The 21104-nt window shown below is 67.6% G+C and carries 22 protein-coding genes; 10 read left to right on the top strand and 12 right to left on the bottom strand.

Going from position 1 to position 21104, the window contains the following annotated elements:
• Window position 1: 1 nt before the first annotated feature.
• Window positions 2–841, bottom strand: coding sequence for a mycofactocin-coupled SDR family oxidoreductase (locus BKN37_RS01390; RefSeq protein ID WP_071020097.1), 840 nt, complete (start codon window positions 839–841; stop codon window positions 2–4).
• Window positions 842–962: 121 nt separating this feature from the next.
• A complete protein-coding gene (locus tag BKN37_RS01385) occupies window positions 963–1577 on the bottom strand; it encodes a TetR/AcrR family transcriptional regulator (RefSeq protein WP_071020094.1) in 615 nt (204 codons plus the stop codon).
• 98 nt (window positions 1578–1675) lie between these two features.
• Between BKN37_RS01385 and BKN37_RS01380 the strand changes: the two genes are divergently transcribed.
• Window positions 1676–3346, top strand: coding sequence for an FAD-binding dehydrogenase (locus BKN37_RS01380; protein ID WP_071020250.1), 1671 nt, complete (start codon window positions 1676–1678; stop codon window positions 3344–3346).
• A 22-nt stretch (window positions 3347–3368) separates the two neighbouring features.
• Here the strand turns inward: BKN37_RS01380 and BKN37_RS01375 are convergent, their stop codons facing one another.
• Together BKN37_RS01375 and BKN37_RS01370 are read right to left on the bottom strand one after the other, a co-directional pair.
• A complete protein-coding gene (locus BKN37_RS01375) occupies window positions 3369–4040 on the bottom strand; it encodes a VldE C-terminal domain-containing protein (RefSeq protein ID WP_242657042.1) in 672 nt (223 codons plus the stop codon).
• A 104-nt stretch (window positions 4041–4144) separates the two neighbouring features.
• Window positions 4145–5023, bottom strand: a complete 879-nt coding sequence (locus tag BKN37_RS01370) for a lytic transglycosylase domain-containing protein (RefSeq protein WP_071020090.1) — start codon at window positions 5021–5023, stop codon at window positions 4145–4147.
• 213 nt (window positions 5024–5236) lie between these two features.
• Between BKN37_RS01370 and BKN37_RS01365 the strand changes: the two genes are divergently transcribed.
• The gene (locus BKN37_RS01365; RefSeq protein ID WP_071020088.1) at window positions 5237–6082 is read left to right on the top strand and encodes a DUF1460 domain-containing protein; all 846 of its coding nucleotides are present in this window, start codon (window positions 5237–5239) and stop codon (window positions 6080–6082) included.
• Window positions 6083–6191: 109 nt separating this feature from the next.
• Here BKN37_RS01365 and BKN37_RS01360 read toward each other — a convergent pair whose 3' ends face one another.
• Together BKN37_RS01360 and BKN37_RS01355 are read right to left on the bottom strand one after the other, a co-directional pair.
• Window positions 6192–8138: a neutral/alkaline ceramidase gene (locus BKN37_RS01360; RefSeq protein WP_071020085.1), complete on the bottom strand. Its 1947-nt coding sequence runs from the start codon at window positions 8136–8138 to the stop codon at window positions 6192–6194.
• Between the two features lie 4 nt (window positions 8139–8142).
• Entirely contained in the window at window positions 8143–9453 is a 1311-nt protein-coding gene (locus tag BKN37_RS01355) for a D-arabinono-1,4-lactone oxidase (protein WP_423212750.1), read from the bottom strand.
• A 67-nt stretch (window positions 9454–9520) separates the two neighbouring features.
• Here BKN37_RS01355 and BKN37_RS01350 point away from each other — a divergent pair, with 67 nt between their 5' ends.
• The 5 genes from BKN37_RS01350 to BKN37_RS01330 all read left to right on the top strand — a co-directional run bounded on the left by BKN37_RS01350 (window position 9521) and on the right by BKN37_RS01330 (window position 14293).
• The gene (locus tag BKN37_RS01350; RefSeq protein ID WP_165618280.1) at window positions 9521–10150 is read left to right on the top strand and encodes a TetR/AcrR family transcriptional regulator; all 630 of its coding nucleotides are present in this window, start codon (window positions 9521–9523) and stop codon (window positions 10148–10150) included.
• A complete protein-coding gene (locus BKN37_RS01345; RefSeq protein ID WP_071020079.1) occupies window positions 10147–11292 on the top strand; it encodes a type III PLP-dependent enzyme domain-containing protein in 1146 nt (381 codons plus the stop codon). The genes BKN37_RS01350 and BKN37_RS01345 overlap by 4 nt, the downstream gene beginning before the upstream one ends.
• Window positions 11285–12967, top strand: a complete 1683-nt coding sequence (locus tag BKN37_RS01340) for an amidohydrolase (protein ID WP_071020075.1) — start codon at window positions 11285–11287, stop codon at window positions 12965–12967. The genes BKN37_RS01345 and BKN37_RS01340 overlap by 8 nt, the downstream gene beginning before the upstream one ends.
• 237 nt (window positions 12968–13204) lie before the next feature.
• Complete coding sequence (gene nirD, locus BKN37_RS01335; RefSeq protein ID WP_071020070.1) at window positions 13205–13582, top strand: nitrite reductase small subunit NirD; 378 nt, start codon at window positions 13205–13207, stop codon at window positions 13580–13582.
• 228 nt (window positions 13583–13810) lie between these two features.
• Window positions 13811–14293, top strand: a complete 483-nt coding sequence (locus tag BKN37_RS01330; protein ID WP_071020067.1) for a nitroreductase family deazaflavin-dependent oxidoreductase — start codon at window positions 13811–13813, stop codon at window positions 14291–14293.
• Between the two features lie 12 nt (window positions 14294–14305).
• On the opposite strand, the gene BKN37_RS30140 is transcribed toward BKN37_RS01330, so the two are convergent.
• A complete protein-coding gene (locus BKN37_RS30140; protein ID WP_278184926.1) occupies window positions 14306–14428 on the bottom strand; it encodes a hypothetical protein in 123 nt (40 codons plus the stop codon).
• Window positions 14429–14641: 213 nt separating this feature from the next.
• Here BKN37_RS30140 and BKN37_RS30135 point away from each other — a divergent pair, with 213 nt between their 5' ends.
• Window positions 14642–14770, top strand: a complete 129-nt coding sequence (locus tag BKN37_RS30135; RefSeq protein WP_278184925.1) for a hypothetical protein — start codon at window positions 14642–14644, stop codon at window positions 14768–14770.
• 239 nt (window positions 14771–15009) lie between these two features.
• On the opposite strand, the gene BKN37_RS01325 is transcribed toward BKN37_RS30135, so the two are convergent.
• From BKN37_RS01325 to BKN37_RS30335, 4 genes are all read right to left on the bottom strand, one after another.
• The gene (locus BKN37_RS01325) at window positions 15010–16446 is read right to left on the bottom strand and encodes a glyceraldehyde-3-phosphate dehydrogenase (protein WP_071020242.1); all 1437 of its coding nucleotides are present in this window, start codon (window positions 16444–16446) and stop codon (window positions 15010–15012) included.
• 185 nt (window positions 16447–16631) lie between these two features.
• A complete protein-coding gene (locus BKN37_RS01320) occupies window positions 16632–17027 on the bottom strand; it encodes a hypothetical protein (RefSeq protein WP_071020063.1) in 396 nt (131 codons plus the stop codon).
• A gap of 175 nt (window positions 17028–17202) precedes the next feature.
• Complete coding sequence (locus BKN37_RS28765) at window positions 17203–17475, bottom strand: hypothetical protein (protein WP_105369354.1); 273 nt, start codon at window positions 17473–17475, stop codon at window positions 17203–17205.
• Window positions 17472–17588: a type II toxin -antitoxin system TacA 1-like antitoxin gene (locus BKN37_RS30335; protein ID WP_207547196.1), complete on the bottom strand. Its 117-nt coding sequence runs from the start codon at window positions 17586–17588 to the stop codon at window positions 17472–17474. Before BKN37_RS30335 ends, BKN37_RS28765 begins: the two co-directional genes overlap by 4 nt.
• A gap of 73 nt (window positions 17589–17661) precedes the next feature.
• Between BKN37_RS30335 and BKN37_RS01315 the strand changes: the two genes are divergently transcribed.
• The gene (locus tag BKN37_RS01315) at window positions 17662–18258 is read left to right on the top strand and encodes a TetR/AcrR family transcriptional regulator (RefSeq protein WP_071020059.1); all 597 of its coding nucleotides are present in this window, start codon (window positions 17662–17664) and stop codon (window positions 18256–18258) included.
• Window positions 18255–19517, top strand: a complete 1263-nt coding sequence (locus tag BKN37_RS01310) for a cytochrome P450 (RefSeq protein ID WP_158260375.1) — start codon at window positions 18255–18257, stop codon at window positions 19515–19517. Before BKN37_RS01315 ends, BKN37_RS01310 begins: the two co-directional genes overlap by 4 nt.
• A 53-nt stretch (window positions 19518–19570) precedes the next feature.
• Here the strand turns inward: BKN37_RS01310 and BKN37_RS01305 are convergent, their stop codons facing one another.
• Complete coding sequence (locus BKN37_RS01305) at window positions 19571–21097, bottom strand: MFS transporter (RefSeq protein ID WP_071020056.1); 1527 nt, start codon at window positions 21095–21097, stop codon at window positions 19571–19573.
• Window positions 21098–21104 lie beyond the last annotated feature (7 nt).

The following is a 21104-nucleotide window of genomic DNA, read 5'->3' as shown; positions in this document are numbered from 1 at the left end:
GTTACTTCAACATGCTCCCGGCGTCGACGGGCAGCGGGACACCGGTGATATAGCGAGCCTCGTCGGATGCCAGGAACAGCACCGCATTGCTGATGTCGACCGCGTCGACCCAGCCGACGGGCAGCACGTGCATCAGCTGCGCGACCACCGCCATATCGTCGGGCCCCGGGTTGTCCAGGTCGGGCCGAAACAGCTTCATCGTCCCTTCGTTCATGAACATCGGGGTGTTGACGTTGGTGGGGTGCACCGAGTTGACCCGGATGTGGTGCTGGCCGAGTTCGACCGCGAAGGAGCGCATCAGGCCGACCACCCCGTGTTTGGCGGCGATGTAATGGCCGGTGTGCGGGTAGGCCTTGAGTCCGCCGACCGAACTGGTCAATACGATCGACCCGCCGCGCCCGCCGGACAGCAGGTGCGGCACACCGGCTTTGACGGTCTTCCAGACGCCGGACAGGTTGACGTCGATCATGTCCTGCCAGTCCCGCTCGCTGGTCTTGTCCAGCGTGTTGCCCCCGTTGCCGATACCGGCGTTGGCCACGATGATGTCGAGTCGGCCCAGCTGTTCGACGCCGCCGTCCACGGCGGCTTTCACCGCGGCGTAGTCGCGAACGTCGGCCTCCGCGGTGACGATGCGCCGGTTCTCCGCCTTGACCAGGTCGGCGGTTTCGGCCAGGTCGTCGGGGGTGGACGGGGGAATCTCGGTGTTGCTGCTGATCGGCTGGCAGACGTCGATCGCGATAATGTCGGCGCCTTCCTGCGCTAGCCGCACCGCATGACTGCGGCCCTGCCCACGCGCCGCACCCGTAATGAAGGCGACCTTGCCCTCGACCCGTCCCGCCATAACCCGCCTCTCTGATCGCACCTCGACCAAAACTGATCGCTCGATCAAACACTGTGGCAGTGTTGTGTCCTACTGTCAACGAGGTAATGCGGCTGTACTGACTAGATGATCAGGCTTTGGGTCAGTGCAGCACCGCGGTCAGCAGTTGGCTGAGCCACGTCCGCGCGGCGGCGAGGTCGTTGTCGAGGAGCAGTTGCACGGTGACCCCGTCGTAGGCGGCCACCACGGCGCGCGCGACGTCACGCACGCTGCCGAACGGCTCGGGTGGCTCGACACCGGCCCCGGCCAGGCGCTGTTCGATCGCCTCGCGCAGTTGCCGCCGGTGCAACATCAGCCGTTGCGCGACATCGGGATTGCGGGCGGCGTGCATGAGAAAGTCCGTCTTCACCAAGAGCCAGTCCCGGTCGAGCAGCAGGGTGGCCGCGGCCCGCTCGATCGCCGAATCCACACCCAACCCGTCGTCGGTGGCGACGATGGCGCCGCTGACCTGCTCGGCGATCAGCGCCGCCCGCTCGTCATACAGGGTGAAGAACAGCTCGTCGAGGGTGTCGAACTGCGAATAGAACGCGCCCCGGGTGTAGCCGGCCGCGGTGCACACCTCGTCTATGCGGACCTTCCCGAATCCCTTGTCGGCGAATACCCGGTAGGCGGCCTCCAGCAACCGCGCCCGGGTCTCGGCGCGGCGCTTGGTGACCCGGGCCGGCTTGCCGGCCGCGGACGTGATCTTCGATACCATCGCTCACCCCGTATATGCAGAACCGTATCCGATACATTATCGTATCGACAGCGTGCCGGTGGCGGTACCAGGTGCCGGAAGCGGAGGAGAAGTTGTCGATGGACGCTGACGTGATCGTGATCGGTGCCGGATTGGCCGGGCTGGTCGCCACCCATGAGCTGACTCGCCGTGGCAAGAAGGTCGCCCTGGTCGACCAGGAGAACGCCGCCAACCTGGGCGGTCAGGCGTACTGGTCGTTCGGCGGGATCTTTTTCGTCGACTCACCCGAGCAGCGGCACCTGGGGGTCAACGACTCCTTCGAGCTGGCCTGGAATGACTGGTCGGGCAGCGCGGCGTTCGACCGCCTCGACGACGAGGACCTCTGGGCGGTCCGGTGGGCGCGGGCCTACGTGGAGTTCGCCGCCGGCGACAAGCGCGGGTATCTCCACGACCTGGGGATCAGGTTTTTGCCCACGGTCGGGTGGGCCGAACGCGGGGACCTCACCGCGACCGGACACGGCAACTCGGTGCCGCGGTTTCACGTCGCCTGGGGGACCGGCACCGGCATCGTCGAACCCTTCGTCAACTCCGCGCAGCAAGCCGCCGCCCGCGGGCTGGTGACCTTTCATCACCGGCACCGCGTCGATGAACTGGTCTTCACCGCCGGCGCGGCGACCGGAGTCAAAGGCACGCTTTTGGCGCCGGACGACGGCGCACGCGGGGTCGCGTCCAACCGCGACGTGGTCGGGGAGTTCGAGTTGTCGGCACAGGCCGTGGTCATCACCACCGGCGGCATCGGCGGCAACCACGAGATCGTCCGCCGCTTTTGGCCCGAGCGGATGGGCACCCCGCCGGGGTCGATGATCACCGGGGTGCCGGCCTACGTCGACGGCCGCATGCTCGACATCGCCGCCGACTCCGGGATACGGCTGGTCAACCGGGACCGGATGTGGCACTACACCGAGGGTATCCAGAATTGGGCTCCGATCTGGCCCAACCACGCCATCCGGATCCTGCCCGGGCCGTCGTCCATGTGGTTCGACGCGCTGGGTCGCCGGTTGCCCGAGCCGTTCCTGCCCGGCTACGACACCCTGGGCACGCTGCGCTATCTGCGCACCACCCCCGACATCGCGCCGTATGACCACTCCTGGTTCATCTTGACCCAGAAGATCATCGAGAAGGAGTTCGCGCTGTCGGGGTCCGAACAAAACCCGGACATCACCTCGAAGAACCGCAAAGCCTTCCTGCGTGAGCGGTTGCTGAGCAAGGGCGCGCCGGCGCCGGTGGAGGCGTTCAAACAGCGCGGCGCCGACTTCGTGGTGGCCAGCACTTTGGAGGAACTCGTCGGCCGGATGAACGCGCTGACCAGTGAGCCGCTGCTGGACCCGGCAGGTATCCGCGCGCAGATCGCGGCCCGGGATCTGCAGGTGGGCAACCCGTTCAGCAAGGACGCCCAGGTGCAGGGGATCCGCAACTCGCGGCGCTACCTGGGTGATCGGATCGGGCGTACCGCCGCGCCGCACCGCATCCTCGACCCCGACGCCGGCCCGCTGATCGGCGTGAAACTGCACGTGTTGACCCGAAAGACGTTGGGCGGCATCCAAACCGATCTGGCGTCGCGGGCCCTGGGCCACGGCGGCCAAGCCATCGAAGGCCTGTATGCGGCCGGTGAGGTGGCCGGTTTCGGCGGTGGCGGCGTGCACGGCTACAACGCACTGGAAGGCACCTTTTTGGGCGGGTGCATCTTCTCCGGACGCGCCGCCGGACGTGCGGCGGCCGACGCGCTCTGAGCCGGTGGCGCGGTCGCCGGGGTCAGCCGGGCGGCGCCGGATTCATCGAGGTCAGGTAGTAGGTTTCGTTGCCGGTCGGGTATCCGCCGCCCTCGGTGGCGATATGGACGTGGTCGTAATGGTTGGCGGTTTCCGAACCGTAGTTCGCCGTCCAACTGGGTGCGCCGATGCCGGGGTAGAACCCCTGCCGCCAGATCACATGCAGCACACCCCAGCGTTTCGCATTCGCCAAGGCAAACCCGGCGATTTGATTGCCGAGTTCGATGCCCTCGTCGCTGTGGTAGTTCGGGATCATCACATCGATCGCCAACCCGTTGGGATGCCACTTCAGCGGATCCTGCCGGGCACCGCCGATCGTGGTGATCTCGGGGAACATCACGCTGATGGCCCGCGCCACCCAGATGGTCTTGACCTGCAGACCCTGCTCTGGCGCGACACCGCGGGGCAACTCGAACTGAAAGTCCCGGGCCATGACCGGCGCGCTGGCCGCCAACAGATTCGCCGCGGGAGTCGCAACGTGCGGCGGCTTCGCCGGCCCGGCCGCCTGGGCGGCCGCGGGTGCGGCCGGCGCCGGCGCGCAGCACGGCGACTCTTTGTGTTGGGCGTAGAGCATGGCGGCGGACACGCCCAGGGACACCGCGACGGCCAGCCAGCGCCCCCGGCCCCTGGCTAACAAACCTCTGCGCACCAGCAGACCTTAACCGGCAGCTTCGACGCGGTGCGGCAGTATCCGGTTTTCTGGACGCTGTGAGTTCGCTGATGGTGCGCCCACGGGCGGTAACGGTGGTTGACTGCCATCTATTGCGGGTGGGTGGCCAGATAATCCGCGACCGGGATCGGCGCGGTCGCCGAGTAACCGACGGGCAGCACCACGTCACCCGCGGTGGTGGTGTAGTAGACGTCCCACCGGTAGTAGCCAGCAAACCCCGCGGGGTCGGCGGCGAGCACCGCGGCGTAGTCGTCGACCGCCCGCACATATTGATTGGAGTTGTTGTACCGGTACAGCGCGTTATCGGGGTTGTCGACGAAGCCGTTGGCGGCCAGGTAGCGACCGGCCGCCATGATGCTGTCCTGCGGCGAGTAAATGTCGCCCCCGTCGCCGTAGGCGGCAAATGTTGACGGGAGGAACTGCATCGGCCCTTGCGCGCCGGCGGTGCTCACCCCCGCGACGCGGCCGAAACCGGTCTCTACCAGGTTGATCGCCGCCAGATAGGCCCAGCCGACGCCGGTCGCCGATTCCGCGTGCCGGTAGTAGCCCACGAGTTCCTCAGCGGGTGTCGGGGCCACGATGCGCCAGGCGGGCAGCGTGTCTTTGGGACGGCTCATCACCAGCAGCTCACGGCGCGCGTCGACATTGCGGTCGTAGCTGTCCAGCAGCGGCGCCGGAATGCGTGGCCGGGTGATCGGGTCCCAGTCGGGGTGCGCGCCGATGGCACGGTACGCCGCCTGTTGACGACGCGCCGCGGCCGTCAACACCTGCTCCGACGACGACGGGTTGCGCAGCGCCCGCTCGTCGGCAACCAGGTCGTCGGCGAGCCGCGCCGGGTCGGAGGCCAACCCCGGTTGCGCGGTGTCGAGTGCCGGTCGCGGCGGCGCGGCCGCGAGCGTGGCGGTGGTGGTCGTGGCCGTCGGAGTGGCGGGCCGGGCCGAGTGCGCGCAGCCGACGACGGTCATCATGGCCGTGACCAGGACAAGCAGGGTGGCGTGCCGCCGGATGCGGTTCCTCGGGGCGGCGGACCCCGCTTCAGCTATGTGGACACGATCGTCGCTCACTTGTGTTCACTTCCCGGCGATGGCCTGCACGTAGCGGCCCCAGCTTTCGTCGGCGGGTTCTCGACCCGACGACGTAGAGTAGCGCGAAAGCCGGCGCACGCGGTAAGGAGCAGCATTATGCCGGTCCGCGCACACCGGACGCGCACCCGGCGAGGCAGCCCCGGGTGGCTGCCCTGTTTAGTGGTCGTGATCAGTCTGCTGGTGACCGCGCTGCCTGCGCCCACCGCCGCGGCGTCGCCGCCGGTCCGCATCTCCCAGCAAAGCGAGCAGATCCTGCAAAATCTGTTGGTCGCCAGCACGAAGGCCGCCGCCGCGGCCCCAACCGAACGCTCGGACATACTGTCGCGGCAGTTCCTGGGCACCCCCTATGGCGCAAACACGCTCATCGGTTCGGCGACCGAACTCGAGGTGTTTGTCGTGGAGCTGCAAAAGGTGGACTGTTTCACCTACGCCGACTACGTCGAAGCCCTGAAACGATCCCGCAACCGCGACGAGTTCCTCAACAGCCTTGCCGGGGTTCGGTATCGGGACGGGGTTGTCGAATTCGCGCACCGCAAGCACTTCTTCACCGACTGGTCCGCGGTTGCGCCGGCGGTCGCCACCGACGTCACCAAGAGCGTTAGCCCGCACGCGATTCAGGTGACCAAGAACCTCAACCAGAAGGGTTCGGGCGGGGTGTACCTGGCCGGCCTGCCGGTGGTGTCGCGCACCCTGTCCTACATCCCTAGCCAGCAGGTCGACGGCGGCGTGCTGGCCCGGCTACGCACCGGTGATTACCTTGGGGCGTACGCCCAAGACGGCGGCCTCGACGTTACCCATGTCGGCATCTTCATCGACACGCCCGGCGGGCCGGTGTTCCGCAACGCGTCCTCACTGCAGGCCAACAACAAAGTCGTCGACACCCCGCTGCACGACTACCTGCAAACCGTGCCCGGGGTGGTGGTGCTGCGCCCGGTTCAATAACGTGTGGTGCTTTCGGGTCGCCGTGGCGTAGCGTCGACGCGCCGAACGTGCAACCACGGCGGAGTTTTCGCGGAAATCCCGCCACCAGCGCACGCTCGGCGCGGTGGGGCTAACGCGGTGCCAGAAGCTCGAACGGCTCGGTCGTCCCGCTGAACGCCCGTATTGCGCCGTCGGATTCGCGGGCGTCGCCGTCGTAGCGCAGCCGGTATCGGCCGGGCGGGGTGTCCGCCGGCACCGTCCAGGTCGCCGTGATCACCGACGCCCGTCGTCGCGTGCGGTGCCACCGGAAGGTGGTCGACCAGTCGCCGTCGTCGGCGACGGTGCTCCAGCCGCTGTCGGTTTCGCGCTGCACCCGCAGATAGGTGCCGCCGCGGCGTAGGTCGTTGTTCGGGTGGGCGCCGGCGAACACCGCCCGGACCGTCGCGCCCGGGCGGTAGCGGGCGTGCGGGGCCTCGAGGATGTCACCGAACCGGCGCCCATCCACCGGCATGTCCGCGGCGCGACGTCGCCGGGCCCGCCGCCTGCGGGACAAATCAACCGGGGCTGAGCCGGCCGCTGGCGGGCGCCCGTCGCGCATCGCCGCGGCCAGGTCGGCCACCACCTGCTGCAGCGCCGGCAGCTGCCAGCGGCCGAACATGGTGCTACCGCCCTCGTAGCGCTGCTCGTCGTACTCCTCCGGGGTGGTCACGTAGTGCACATAGCCGTTGCTGTAGCCGGCGACCAACACGTCACGCGGTTCGGCGCCGACGATGTCGGCCACGGTGCGGCGCAGCCGCAACCCGGCGACGATGGTCACCTCGGCGGGGATGCCGATCAGGTACAGGTGGCCGATGCGCAGCAGCTGCACCGGAGCGCGTTCGGCCATCAGCGGCAGCACCTTGTTCAGTCGGCGTCCGCCCACCACAACGCCTTTGGGCGCGTGAGCATCCCGCAGCCGCGGCGACAGCCGGTACACCACCTGCCGGACCAGGCCGTCGACGACGGGGTTGCGACCTTGGCGCAACAGCGGATACAGCGGCCCGAGTCCCTCCTCGGTGCCGGCCAGCGCGGCGGCGCCGGCCATCACCGGCCCGGTGCGGTGTTCGCGCCCATCGCCGCTGAACTCGGGCTGCACCGCGAAGTCGGACAGATCGACGTAGGTGGCGCGGGCGTTGAGGCCGCCGACGACGTCGACGCCGACGTCGACGGCCAGCTTGGCTGCGGCAACGGTCTGCCGAGTGCCGATAATGCGGGTGTTCTCGAACTCGTCCTCGGTGGGCCCGCTGCCGGGCCGGCGGTTGAGGTTCGGCGACATGTCCCCGGTGTTGGTCTGGGCGAACGCCGCCACGAAGTCGGGCGGATCGTCGGCCAGGTAGTCGACGCCGCGGTCGAGCCGCTCCCAGCGGTAGGCGGCGTAACCCTTGTTGTCGCTGCTGATCAGGGTGTTGCGGTTGGTCATGCTGGTGCCGTGGGTGGCGAACCAGTTGATCACGCCGGCGAGTCGGCCACCGCGTTCGATGCGCAACAGCGTGGTCTGCGGGTCGATCGCGTCCGGGAACTGGGCCCGCTCGGCTGCCGGGTTGCGCGCAAACGCCGACGGCGACCGGTTGATACTGGCGTCGTGCAACTCGCCGATAGCGACGGACAGGGTGGCCGGCGCCAGGTCGGCATGCGCCCGGGTGACGGCCTCGAGGATGCCGTCGACGATCGCCCCGAAGGTTTGCGGCCGAAAGCCTCCGGTGTTGGAGTTGTACAGCCAGTGGTCGGCGTATCCGCCCGGACCGCAGTGGGTGTGGGTCGCGGTGAGCATCACGTTGTCGAGGGTGTACAGCTCGCCGTAGGTCGTGGCGAGCCGTCGCAGCACCTCACGGTGCACGCTGTCCAGCATCAACGGCAGCTCGCACACCACCAGCAGCACCCGCATCTCGGTTGCGGCGATGACGAAAGCCCGGGCGCGCAGCCGGGTGTGCAGCCCGGTGGTCTGTTGGGTGCGTACGCCGTAGCCGAGCATGCCGCACTCGGCGGGTTCGCCGGTGATGTCGGCGATGCCGCGCCCCACCCGGTATTCGGTGGTCATCGGGTCAACCTCCCAGCACGCGGGTCAGGTACTCGTTGCCGAATACCCGTGCGGGATCGAGTTTGTCGCGCAGTGCGACGAACGCGTCGAAGTGCGGGTAGGCCGGGCGCAGGTCCTCGGCGGTGCGGTTGTGCATTTTGCCCCAGTGCGGTCGACCGTCCATCGACCGGGCGATCGCCTCGACCGCGGCGAAATACGCGCGGTGGTCGCGGCGGTGGTACTGGTGCACCGCGATGTAGGCGCTGTCGCGCCCGGTGGCGGTGGACAGCCAGATGTCGTCGGCCGCGGCGAAGCGCACCTCGACCGGGAACCCGATGAGCTCCCCACTGCGGCGCAGATACTGGTCGATCTCGGCCAGCACCTGCGCAACGGCCGCCCGTGGCACCGCGTACTCCATCTCCCGAAACCGCACCGAACGCACCGAGGCGAAGACCCGATAGGAGCGGTCGATGTACTCGCGGGCGGACAACGCGTGCGCGGAGAGCGCGTTGGCGCGCGGGATGAGGCCCGGCCAGCGTGTCGTCATCCGCTGGATACCGTCGAAGACCTTGTTGGACAACAGCTCGTCGTCAACGTAGTGCCGCAACCGGCCCAGCGGGCGCAGCGGGGTGCCCGGCGGCACCCGGTTGTTGCGTTTGGTGAGCACGCAGCGGGTGTGCGGAAACCAGTAGAACTCGAAGTGGTCGTTGTTGTCGATGTTCGCGTCAAGGCCGGCCAGCACCGCATCGAGCGGTTCCGGCGCCTCGACGGCCGACAGCGCGAAGGCCGGTTCGCACTGCAGCGTGACCGTGGCGATCACCCCGAGCGCACCCAGCCCGACGCGGGCGGCGGCGAACACATCCGGATTCTGCTCGGCGCTGCAGTGCAGCAGCGACCCGTCGGCCAGCACGAGGTCCAGGGCGCGCAATTGGGTGGCGATCCCGCCCAGCCGTGCGCCGGTGCCGTGCGTGCCGGTGGACACCGCGCCCGAGATGGTCTGCACATCAACGTCACCGAGGTTGGTCATCGCCAAACCCCGCTGCCACAGCGCCTCGTTGAGCGCCCGGAGCCGGGTGCCGGCGCGCGCGGTGACCAGCCCGCTATCGCGGTCGGCGGCCACGATGCCGGTGAGATCGTCCAGTCGCAGCTGAACGCCGTCGGTGGCCCCGATCGCCGTGAACGAGTGACCCGATCCGATGGGTTTGACGCGCAACCCGCATTCGGTCGCTCTGCGCACCGCGTCCTGCAGTTCGGCGACGGTCCCCGGCGATTCGACGCCGGCGAGCCGCGCGCTGGCGGTGGCGGCCCAGTTCGTCCAGGTGGTCACGGCCTCCACTATGAGTTGGACAGTCGTCCAAGTCAAGCCTTGACTTGGACGTGCGTCCAGATGTTTGATGGAGGGCGTGAGATCGCGACTCCCGCAGGCCGAGCGCCGCGCCCAGCTGGTCGCGGCCGCCCTCGACATCGCGGTCGCCGAAGGCGTTGCGGCCACCACGATCCGGCGGGTGGCCGAACGGGCCGGCGTCGCGCTGGGCGTCGTGCACTACTGCTTCGCGGACAAAGACGACCTGTTCGTCGCGTTGGCCGAGCGCATCGTGACCGACCTGCTGGCCGCCGCGTCCGGCGCGCGCGGCTTCGACGACGCCGAAGACCTCGCCGCGGCCCTGCAGTGCGCGCTGGACGGGCTGTGGGAGGGCATTGAGGCCACCCGCGACGCGCAGCTGCTGACCTATGAGATCACCACCGCGGCGCTGCGCAATCCCGCGCTGAACCACGTAGCAATACGCCAGTACGAGGTGTCTCAGGCCGCGGTGTCCTCGCTGCTGTCCCTGGCGGCGACGAGCACCAACTCGACCTGGTTGCACCCGGTAGACGAACTCGCCGACGAAGTGCTCGCGATGCTCGACGGCGTCACACTGCGCTGGCTGGTGGACGGCGACGGCACGGCCGCGCGGGAACGGCTCGCCCGGTTCACCGACTACCTGCGCGGCTATGCCAAGACCACCCGCCGGCGGCGAAAGGCCTCGGCGTGACCGATCTGGATGCGCTCACCCGGGCCACCGCTGCGCTGGACCCGCCGCTGGCCGCGCTCGACCTGGGTGCGTTCCGGCAAAACGCCGCCGACCTGGTGCGCCGGGCCGGCGGTAAGCCGGTGCGGGTGGCCAGCAAATCGGTGCGCTGCCGCTGGGCGCTCGGGCAGGCGCTTGAGTGCCCGGGCTTTTCCGGCGTGATGGCGTACTCGGTGCGCGAGGCGATCTGGCTCGCCGAAAATGGCGTGCCCGACGTGCTTCTCGGCTATCCGAGCATCGACCGCGGCGCGCTGGCCGACCTGGGCGCCAACGCCGCGCTTTGCGAGGCGATCACGTTGATGGTCGACGACGCCGACCAGCTGACGCTGATCCGGTCCGCCGCCGGGCCCGCGCCGCTGCGGGTCTGTCTGGACGTCGACGCCTCGCTGCGCATCGGGCCGCTGCACCTGGGGGTGCGACGCTCACCGATCCGCACCCCGGCGGACGCCCGGGCGCTCGCGGAAACCGCGCTGGCGCAAGGCTTCCGCGTCGTCGGGGTGATGTTCTATGAAGCCCAAATCGCCGGGCTGCAGGACACGTCGGCAGCAATACGGCTGATGAAGAAGGCGTCGGCGGCCGAACTCGCACGGCGGCGCTCGGTGGTCGTCGAGGCCGTGGAGAAGGCCGCCGGGGCGTTGCAGATCGTCAACTCCGGCGGCACCGGCAGCCTCGAAATCAGTTCCGCCGACCCGTGCGTGACCGAGGTGACCGCCGGGTCGGGCCTGTACATGTCCGGCATCTTCGACCGCTACGACGCGTTCGAGTCGCGACCGGCGCTGTACTTCGCGCTTCCGGTCGTCCGCAAGCCGACACCAAAGATCGCGACGTTGTTCGGCGGCGGCTACATCGCGTCGGGGCCGCCGGGCCGCTCCCGGCTGCCCAAGCTGGCGACCCCGGGATTGAAGCTGATCGGCACCGAGGCCGCCGGCGAGGTGCAAACCCCCGTCGTCGGGGCCGCCGGATTGCGTATCGGCGACCGGGTGTGGCTGCGCCACGCCAAGGCCGGCGAGTTGCTGGAACGCTTCGACACCGTGCACGTCGTCGACCGGGACCGCATCGTCGAATCGGTGCCGTCCTACCGGGGCGAGGGCCGGACGTTTGGCTAACCAAGGGGGCCACGCTGTCACGGCGCCCACCGTCGACGGCGCCGATGTCATCTTCATCGGCGGGGCAGTGGTGACGGTGGCCCCGGGTGCGCCCGAGGCCGAGGCGCTGGCCGTGACCGGCGGGCGGATCAGCGCGGTCGGATCGAACTCGGAGGTGTTGGGGCTGCGGAGATCCGGGACGACGGTGGTCGACCTGCGGGGACGAGCGGTGTTGCCGGCGTTTGTGGAGGCACACGGTCACCCGTTCGCGATGGGGGTGGCGCTCGCCCCGCCGGCCATCGACGTGCGGCCGTTCACCGTCGCGACCGGCGCCCAGGTGTTGCAGAAACTCACCGACGCCACCAAGGCGGCGCCGAACGGCAGTCCGATCCTGATGAACGGCGTGGATGTCCTGCTGCAACCCGATCTGCAGTTGCCGACGCGAACGCAGCTGGACACGCTGGCCCCGAACAACCCGGTCATCATGGTGGCGAACAGTGGCCATGCCGCCTACGCCAACACCGCGGCGTTGGAGTTGGCCGGCATCACCACAGACACGCCCAATCCGACCGGTGCGGAGTTTGTGCACGGATCCGACGGGGAACTGACCGGGGAGGTCCGGGAGACCGCCGCGCTGCTGCAGTTGGCGGCACCCGTTTTCCAACGTGGCGGGGGTGACCTGCTTGCCAATGTGCGCTGGGCCTACGACCAGCTGGCGCGCGCCGGTATCGCCACCTCCAGCGACCATTCCTACGACGCGGCCGCCCAATCGGCGCTGATGTCGCAGCTCGCGCGGGAACCGGGGTGCGCGTTGCGGATTCGCGCCTACGAGATGGGCACCCCGGCGCTGGCGCACGATCCCGCCAACATCGCGGGTAGCCGGCCGGGCGCCGACGAGCTGTTCGCCAAGATCGGGATGAAACTGTGGGCCGACGGATCGCCCTGGCAAGGCAATATCTTCACCACCTTCCCGTACCTGACCACCGAGGCAACGGCCCGGATGGGCTTGGGACCGCACCATCACGGCGCAATGAACTACACCCCCGAGCAGGTCAGCGAGTTGGCGGCCGCGTTCGTCCGCCAGGGCTGGCAGCTGGCCTGCCACGTGCACGGCGACGCCGCCATCGACGTCGTGCTGGACGCCTTCGAACGCACCGGGGCGCCCCCCGATCTGCGGCTGCGGCTCGAACACGTCGGGGCGATGCGGCCCGACCAGTTCGCGCGGGCGGCCAAACTCGGCGTCACACCCAGCCTGTTCATCGCGCACGTCTACTACTGGGGCGACGTGCTCATCGACGAGCTGTTCGGACCCGACCATGGGGCGCACTGGATGTCGGCGAGGTCGGCCCTGGATGCGGGCCTGCGCATCTCGTTCCACAACGACGGCACCGTGACCCCGCCCGACCCGATCGGCAACATCGCCACCGCGGTCACCCGCACCGCCAAAGGCAGCGGCCGGGTGCTGGCCCCCGAGGAACGCCTCGACGTCGACATGGCGATCCGGGCGCAGACCCTGGACGCCGCCTGGCAACTGCACCTCGACGCCGAGATCGGCAGCCTCGAACCCGGCAAGTACGCCGACCTGGTCGTGCTCTCGGCCAACCCGCGCAGCACCCCGCCCGACCAGCTGCGGGAGTTGACCGTCGAAGCGACCTTCCTGATGGGTCGGCAAACCTATGGCGACCCGCTGGGCTAAGTCTTGGTTCCAGTCTCGCTTGGCCCTGTCGGGCCCCAAAGTGAGATCAAGATCACAATAGTGGTCAGGCGATAGTTCAGCTCTCACAACGTATTTGGAACCGCCTCACAGGTGATCACCAAGCTCGTGTTACATGGCGGCAACTTTGAATTTCTAGCCTCGTTGCATAGCTTTCAACGATTGCTGCGACGCCGTCTGAGCGTGGCAGCCCCGTGACACGCGCACCGAGGAGATGCCATGACGCTGCTGGACGACCGCACCGAGTTGCAGGTTTCCGCCGATCAGGCGTGGACGGTGGCCTGCGCCTACGACTATCTGATCCCCGGTCGCGGTGTCGCGGTGCTGCTCGCCGACGGCTCCCAGGCCGCGCTGTTCCGTCTCGACGACGGCTCGCTGCACGCCCTCGGCAATATCGATCCGTTCTCCGGCGCGGCGGTGCTGTCGCGCGGCATCGTCGGCGACCGCGCCGGTCGGGCCGCCGTGCAGTCGCCGATCAAAAAGCAGGCCTTCGCGTTCGACGACGGGACCTGCCTGGACCACCCTGAGGTGACGGTGCCGGTTCACCCGACCCGGCTCACCTCGGACGGCTGGGTCCAGATCGGTCCCGCCGCCTGACCGTCGGGTCGCCTGCCGGCCCCCGCCGCTTTACGGCTCTGCCGCCCCAGGCGCCTCAGTAGCAACTTCTGTCCCTGTCTGGAGGATGACCACGTTCTCCAAACGGATATCGCATCCGATATCACGTGGACGAGGGCCGTGCCGGGCATGCTGGTCGTCGATGTGGGGTTATCCAGCGATCGCCGGCGGCGGCGAGGACGATGAGGGTCGATCAGGAGGTCGATCGCGATGGCCATCAGCTACCGTCCGGGCCGGCTCGTCACGTGGTTGTTCCGGGCACCGTCTCGGCTGTATGACTGGCGGCTGGGCTGGCTGCTTGGCCGCCGGCTGTGCCGGATCACCCACGTCGGACGCAAATCCGGCCGGCGGTACCGGACGGTGGTCGAGGTCGTCGGCCGCGACGCCGTGTCCGGCGAGCTGATGGTGGTGTGCGGTTTCGGGCGTCGGGCCGACTGGTACCGGAACCTGCGGGCGAACGACGCCGCTGCGATCGAGGTCGGGTTCCGTCGGTTTGCGGCCGGCTGGCGTGAGCTCGACGTCGACGAGGCCGAGCCGGTGATGGCAGCCTACGAGCGCCGCAACCGACTGCTGGTGCCGCTCATTCGACGGATCCTCAGCCGCGTGCTCGGGTGGCGCTACGACGGGAGCCTGGAGGCCCGGCGCAAGCTCCTGGCCGAGATGCCGATCATCGCGTTTAAGCCGAAGGGCTGATGATCCCCGCCGTCACGCTGGCGTCGCCTTGCCGACCTGATCCCCGGCACTACCCGAGTCGCCATCCTTGATGGCGCGCGGATGCACTTCCCGGACGAGCGGTTCGACGAATTCCTGCCGCTCCTGCAACAACACTGGGCGCAACACTGCGAATGACTGATCACTGGGTCAGCCCGGCGTGGTTTGCCGCAATCGGGATATCGGCGCGTCGAAATTCTACGTTCGGTGCTGTTGCCTGGTCGTTTCGCTAGCTCGGTGGTGATTGTTTCCGTTGTTGTTACGTTGCTAAGCGTGCCGTGTGTGGAATAGCGTGGCCGGGCGCGTTCGCTCGCCGAGCCGAGGAGACTCATGGCCACTGCGGCATCGTCACTGCCCAACTACAGCGAGTTGCAGGCCGTCACTGGCACGGCCATCTTGCTTGGCCTGTGCGCACTCGTGGTGATCGCGGTCACCGTGCATTGGTGGCGCCGGCGCTAAACGCGGCACAGCACTTTTGTACCGGCTCTCGACCAGGTGGTGCTGCTGAATTGTGATGGCATATCCGGTACCACTTGCTCAAGCTAGGCCGCCCGACCCGACGTGGTATCGGATGCGCTATCCGTTTAGCGGAGGTCCCCATCCTTCAGACAGGGACTGCCGAGGCTTCTGGGACGCCTGGGGTTAGTGCCTGGTGAGGTAGAGGTATCCCTCGACGGAGCGTGGCAGCTGACACCACGTCATGACATCCGCGGGTACGTCGGATATTCGATTCCCGACAAATACTGAACGGTGCGCACGACCTGACACGAGTAGCCGAATTCGTTGTCGTACCAGACATAGAGGATCGCGCTGTCACCGTCGACGATCGCCGCGTTCTCGTCGATGACGCACGCCGCACGCGAACCGATGAAATCGCTTGATACCACGTCGGTTGCGGCGGTGTAGTCCAGGCTGCGGCTCAGCGGTCCCGACAGCGATGCCTGACGCAGGTACTCCAACGCCTCCTCTTTGGTGGTCGCGCGTTTCAGTTGCAGGTTGAGGATGGCGACCGAAACATCGGGCGTAGGAACACGAATCGAGTTACCGGTGATCTTGGCTTTCAGATCCGGCAGCGCCTTGGCCACCGCGGATGCAGCACCGGTCTCGGTGAGGACCAGGTTGAACGGTGCGGATCGGCCGCGACGGTCGGCCTTGTGGTAGTTGTCCAGCAGATTCTGGTCGTTGGTGAACGAGTGCACGGTCTCCACATGCGCCCGAACGATGCCGTACTCGTCGTCCAGCGCCTTCAGCGGGGGAACGATCGCGTTAGTCGTGCATGACGCGCACGAGAAGATCTGCTGCTCGAGATCCAGTGTGCGGTGGTTGACTCCGTGCACGATGTTCGGCACGTCCCCTTTGCCCGGTGCGGTCAGCAGCACCTTTCCGATACCGGGACGCAGGTGCCGGGACAAGCCTTCGCGGTCGCGCCATTTACCGGTGTTGTCGATCAGGATCGCGTTGTCGATGCCGTATTGGGTGTAGTCGACGCTGGCCGGGTCGTCACTGTAGATGAACTTGATGACGTTGCCGTTTGCGATGAGACAGTTGTTGTCCTGGTCGACCTTGATGGTGCCGTTGAACTGGCCGTGAATCGAGTCGCGGCGCAGCAGCGATGCCCGCTTGGCCAGGTCGCAGCCCCCGTTGCTGCGCACGACGACCGCGCGCAAGTTCAGGCCATTACCGGAGCCGGCCTTTTCGATGAGCAGCCGCGCCACCAGCCGGCCGATGCGACCGAAGCCGTAGAGCACCACGTCCCGCGGGCCTTGCGGCTCGATCTTGTTTTTACCGGTCACCTCGTCAAGCTGCTCAGCGGTGAACACGGGAATGGGCAGATCGCGGTCGTCGGCGCGGTAGGCCATCACCAGCAGGCCGAGGTCGATCTTGGATGGCCCCAGGTCGAGGTCGGCCAGCGCCTGCAGGAACGGGAATGTCTCGTCGACGGTCAGTTCGTCGCCGCTGAGCTGCCGCGCAAAACGGTGGGTCTTCAGGATGCTGATGACCGACTTATTCACCAGGGACCGGCTGTGCAGCAACACGGTGACGCCCTTGGTCCGGTGCAGGGCGCCGATGATCGGAATCATCGCCTCGGCAAGGGCTTCCTGAGCGTTCCAATGGGCGAGTTCTGGCGTGTTCAAATCCATACGTCCTACGGGTCACCTGGCCAGCTCACAGTGAGCGGCGCCTCGATGGTAGCGAGCGCCAGATCGCACACCGCGGGTCGATCCCGTTGTGAGGTTTCCGGTGACGTGTGTATGGACGCGGCAACGCAATTCGCTTACCGCGGGGGACAGGGCGCCTTAACGACGTGGTCGTCGACGAGTCATCCAGCCGGTTGGTCGGGCGGTGGCGGCGCCGGGTCTGCAGGTGGCGCGGGCTGGTCGGGCGGGATCGCCCCGTCGCAACCGCCGGGTGGCGGCGGGTCGGGGAAGACGTTGTTGCCGCTGTCGCCGACGCAGTCGTAGTTCCACGTCGGTCCGACCCAGCGGTTGCCGCCCATCCACTGGTGCCAGTACGACCCGTCGGGGTACTTCTCGCCGTCGCATACCCGGAGCCGGCCGACACCCCACTGTCCGCCGGGGCAGAAGTTCTTCGTCAGATCCGGCTGATGCGGGTCCGGCGAGCCGGGCGGGTCCGCGCCGGCGGCCGGTGCCAACCACAGGCCCGCCAGCACTAGCGGAGCGCAGCCGACAGCCAGCCACCGACGATTGACACGCATGCTTCCATCCCCTTGCGATCTGAGCATGAAACCTTGTCGCCCAACCACGGTCGTGGTTTCAGGATCGACGTTATCGGCCATGAGCGGGCCGTCACACAGGCAATGCCCAACCGCCAGAAAGCACTCAGTCGACCACCAGCTAGGACTCAGCGAATGCTGACGCGGCCGGCCCGATTCACCCGGACGAAGAGCGAACATCCTTTGGCAACGGATCCGGCCGATTGCGAGCCGCTCGTTCCGTCGCATCGCTGCGCATGACCACCGCAGTGCTGGAGGCATAGAAGGCCACGACGCGTCGGCGGTCAAGTACGACCCAGGTACGGCTGCCCCCTTCGCGCTGGTTGTGAAGAGCTTTTGTCTCCAGCCACTCGTTGAGGACGTCGTTGCCGCAATCGAAGTCTTCAACGACGTGATCGGCAATGAGGAGAACGGGCCTCTCGCAGTTCACCGTTCTAGAGTCGACGGATTCGCCAGCAAGCGTGCCAGCTCAGGCTTGGGGCTGGGCGGGCGGTCGAGCAGCGCCTGAAGGTCGGCCCACGCGGCGTCGTCCAGGACGAACACGCGGTTAGCTCTTGCCACCGCGACGTGGCAATCGTATGGTTGGTTCTAGTAATCACCTGATTGGAAAACCTCAGTGGTCGATAGTACGCGGGACCGCATCCTTGATGAAGCGCTGCGCTTGTTTGCCGAGCACGGTTATGCCGGCACGTCGGTCGGGTCGATCGAAGACGCCGCCGGCCTGTCCCCGCGTTCGGGCGCCCTGTACACGCATTTCGGGTCGAAGGAACAGGTCATGGCCGCCGCCGTTGAGCGTGCCATTCAGACTGCCGACATCAGTTTCACGCTCGCGCCGATGCTGTCGCTGGGCAATCTGGAGGCCGAGCTGACCTTGGTGGCACGGGGCTCGCTCGTGCTGATGACCAACTGGCGCGACCTAATCCGGGTGATGGCCAAAGAAGGCGACCGGTTCCCAGAGGTGATGGCCACGGCACGGGATCGACTATTCGCCAGGTCTCATCAGTTCCTTGCCAAGTGGCTCGAAGATAAGTCCCCAGACGCGAGTTCAGCAGACCGTGACTTCGAGGCGATCACCACGATCTGGCTTGGTGCCATCGAAAACTACTGGATCGCCGCCTATCTCCACGATGACCGCCCGTTCGGAATCGACGAGGACCGCTTTGTTCGGCAATGGGTCCACACCCTGATGACCGCGATAGGAGCACCGAGATGATGCCAACCACCTTCGATTTGAACGACCCGGCACTCATCGCGGACCCCTACCCGCACTATGCCCGGTTGCGCGACGAAGCCCCGGTGTATCACTGCACGGATCCGGATCTGTGGGTCCTCAGTCGCCACGATGACGTCGCCGTCGCGATCCGCGACGCGAGCCGGTTCTCCTCCGACCTGGGCAACGCGTCGCGCTTCGCGGATAACCCGTTCAACCCCACGATGAAGATACCTAGCCTGCTCGCCCGGCTCTTGGGCAGCGTTGCGCCGGTCCGCACCTTGCTGACCAGTGATGCGCCGCTGCATACCGAGTTGCGCCGCAAAGTCGGCCGCGCGTTCACCCCTCGCCGAATCACCGCCTGGGAACCGCGAATCTGGGAAATCGCGGACAGCCTCGTCGACGAGATGGCCGCCAAATCCGATGGCTCGCCGATCGATCTCGTCACCGACCTGGCCTCCCCGCTGCCCACGATTGTCATCGCCGAGATGATGGGCATCCCCGCCGAGCGTCACAACGACTTCAAACGCTGGTCGGACAACCTGGTCAACGGGCTGCTCACCGACGGCAGCAAGGCCAAACTGCTTTCCAGCGCAGTCGAAATCTCGTGGTTTTTCGCCCGCGCCGTACGGACGCGGCGGCGCAACCCGGGGGACGACCTGGTCAGCCTGCTGGTGGCCGGTGACCGCGACACCGAGGCGCTGAGCCTGCCCGAGCTCGTCAACTTCTGCATCTTGCTGCTGGTCGCCGGCAACGAGACCACCACCAACCTGATCTCCAACGCGATGCTGGCGATGTTGGACCGCCCCGAGGTGTGGCAGCAGATCGTGACCGAGCCAGCCTTGGCCGCGGCCGCGGTCGAAGAGACCCTGCGCTTTGACGGCCCCGGGCAAGGTCTGCTCCGAATCACCACCACCGACATCACGATCGCCGACACCACCATTCCCGCCGGTGCCCGAGTGCTGCCGCTGATCGCCTCAGCGAATCGCGACCCCCGCCACTGGGACGACCCCGATGAATTCCGCCTGGACCGAAAAACCGGCGACCACCTCGCGTTCGGCTCCGGGATCCACTTCTGCCTCGGTAACGCCTTGGCTCGTATCGAAAGCCGCGCCGCTATCGAGGCACTCGCGCGTCGGCTACCGACCCTCACCCGCGCGGGGACGCCCGTCCGGATCGCCAGCCCGGTGCTCCGCGGACACCGATCGCTACCGGTCGTCATCGGACGCGACGCCCCGGCCGCCGCCACGATCGGCGGATAATGCCGACCAGCATCTGCCCCAGACTGGATGAAAATCTCTGCGTGCTCGCGTGTTTAGGCCATGCCCACCGATTCCAGTTGTTCCGGCGCGGTCGCGAACGGGGGCTGGAACCGTCGGCCCGGCAGCGCCACCAGGCCGGCGACCGCCGCCGCGTAGCACAGACCCGCGACCACCGTGCAGGCCGCGGCGAGCCCAGACAGGAACGCATGCTGCGCGGCGGCGAGCAGGTCCGGATTGCCGGCCGCGATACGGAACGCGACCGGCACCGAATCAGCGGCCTCGGCGGCCTTCCCGGTTGCCGCGAATGCGGTGTCGACGAGGCGAGCGCCAAAAATCGACGAGAACACCGAGCCGACGACCGCGACACCCAGCGTTGAACCCAACTCGCGGGTGGCATCGTTGACCGCCGAACCGACTCCCGCTCGAGCGGGCGGAAGTACGCGCATGATGGATTCGGTTGCCGGAGTGGCGATCAGCCCCATGCCCAGGCCCATCAACAGCATCTGCGCGACGATCGTTGTCCAATACGGCGTGTCGGCCTCGGCGCTGCCGGCGATCCACGCCATCGCGGTGCCGAACGAGACGAGGCCGGTGACCACCACGGCGCGGGTGCCCACCCGAGTGGCGAGCAGCCCGCCGACTAGCGAGCCGACCGCGATCGACAATGCGACCGGCAGGATGCGGGCGCCGGTGGAGAGCGGGCTGTACTCGCGGATGACCTGGAAGTACTGGGTGATGAGGAAGATGAACCCGGATAGCGCGAAGAAGGTCACCGTCACCGATGCGCTGGCGGCGCTGAACCGGCGATCGGTGAACAGTCGCACATCGAGCATGGGGTGTTCGGCTGCGCGCTCCAGCGCCACGAAGACCACTGCCAGACCGACAGCGATCGCGAACCCGAGCAGGGTCGCGGTGCTGCGCCAGCCGCGTTCGGGGGCCTCGATAATCGTGTAGACGAGCACTCCGAGGAGGGCTACCGAGGTGGTCAAGCCGCGGATGTCCAGCGCCGGTACCGAGGGATCGCGCGACTCGGGGACTAGAAGAAACCCGAGGACCGCCGCCACCAGCGCGACCGGCACCAGTGCCCAGAACACGCTGCCCCAGTAAAAGTGTTCGAGGAGTAGGCCGCCGCTGACCGGTCCAGATGCGACGCCGACCCCGACCACCGCACCCCAGCCGCCGAGCGCGGCCGCGCGCTGGCGGCGGTCGGGGAAGGCGTTGGTGATGATCGACAGCGTCGTGGGGAAAATCAACGCGGCGAACGCCCCCATGCCGAAGCGTGCCGCGATCAGTGCGCCGGTGCTGTCGACGAGCGCCCCGGTCGCGCTGGTGACGGCGAATCCGAGCAGTCCGACCAGCAGGGCCGGGCGTCGCCCGTAGCGGTCCGAGAGACTTCCCGCGGCCAGCACCAGGGCGGCGAACGTGAGGTTGTAGCCGTCGACGACCCACTGCAGTCCGCGGGTGTCGGCGCCGAGTTCGGTCGCGATGCTGGGCAGCGCAACGTTGACGATCGTGATGTCGAGGTTGATCGCGAGCACCGCGACGTAGACCGCAACCAGGATTCCCGCCCGACGACTCATGAGGGTT

The organism is Mycobacterium talmoniae (assembly GCF_001854525.1).
Taxonomy (GTDB): domain Bacteria; phylum Actinomycetota; class Actinomycetes; order Mycobacteriales; family Mycobacteriaceae; genus Mycobacterium; species Mycobacterium talmoniae.
Note: the sequence above shows the minus strand (reverse complement) of the source record. Positions and strands in the feature narration are given on the sequence as shown.

Excerpts from the sequence above, each read along its gene's own strand:
- BKN37_RS01385 (WP_071020094.1), bottom strand. The coding sequence starts at position 1,577 with ATGGTATCGAAGATCACGTCCGCGGCCGGCAAGCCGGCCCGGGTCACC.
- BKN37_RS01310 (WP_158260375.1), top strand. The coding sequence starts at position 18,255 with ATGATGCCAACCACCTTCGATTTGAACGACCCGGCACTCATCGCGGAC.
- BKN37_RS01360 (WP_071020085.1), bottom strand. The coding sequence starts at position 8,138 with ATGACCACCGAATACCGGGTGGGGCGCGGCATCGCCGACATCACCGGC.
- BKN37_RS01380 (WP_071020250.1), top strand. The coding sequence starts at position 1,676 with ATGGACGCTGACGTGATCGTGATCGGTGCCGGATTGGCCGGGCTGGTC.
- BKN37_RS30135 (WP_278184925.1), top strand. The coding sequence starts at position 14,642 with ATGGCCACTGCGGCATCGTCACTGCCCAACTACAGCGAGTTGCAGGCC.
- nirD (WP_071020070.1), top strand. The coding sequence starts at position 13,205 with ATGACGCTGCTGGACGACCGCACCGAGTTGCAGGTTTCCGCCGATCAG.
- BKN37_RS01330 (WP_071020067.1), top strand. The coding sequence starts at position 13,811 with ATGGCCATCAGCTACCGTCCGGGCCGGCTCGTCACGTGGTTGTTCCGG.
- BKN37_RS01390 (WP_071020097.1), bottom strand. The coding sequence starts at position 841 with ATGGCGGGACGGGTCGAGGGCAAGGTCGCCTTCATTACGGGTGCGGCG.
- BKN37_RS01305 (WP_071020056.1), bottom strand. The coding sequence starts at position 21,097 with ATGAGTCGTCGGGCGGGAATCCTGGTTGCGGTCTACGTCGCGGTGCTC.
- BKN37_RS01365 (WP_071020088.1), top strand. The coding sequence starts at position 5,237 with ATGCCGGTCCGCGCACACCGGACGCGCACCCGGCGAGGCAGCCCCGGG.
- BKN37_RS01320 (WP_071020063.1), bottom strand. The coding sequence starts at position 17,027 with ATGCGTGTCAATCGTCGGTGGCTGGCTGTCGGCTGCGCTCCGCTAGTG.
- BKN37_RS01370 (WP_071020090.1), bottom strand. The coding sequence starts at position 5,023 with ATGATGACCGTCGTCGGCTGCGCGCACTCGGCCCGGCCCGCCACTCCG.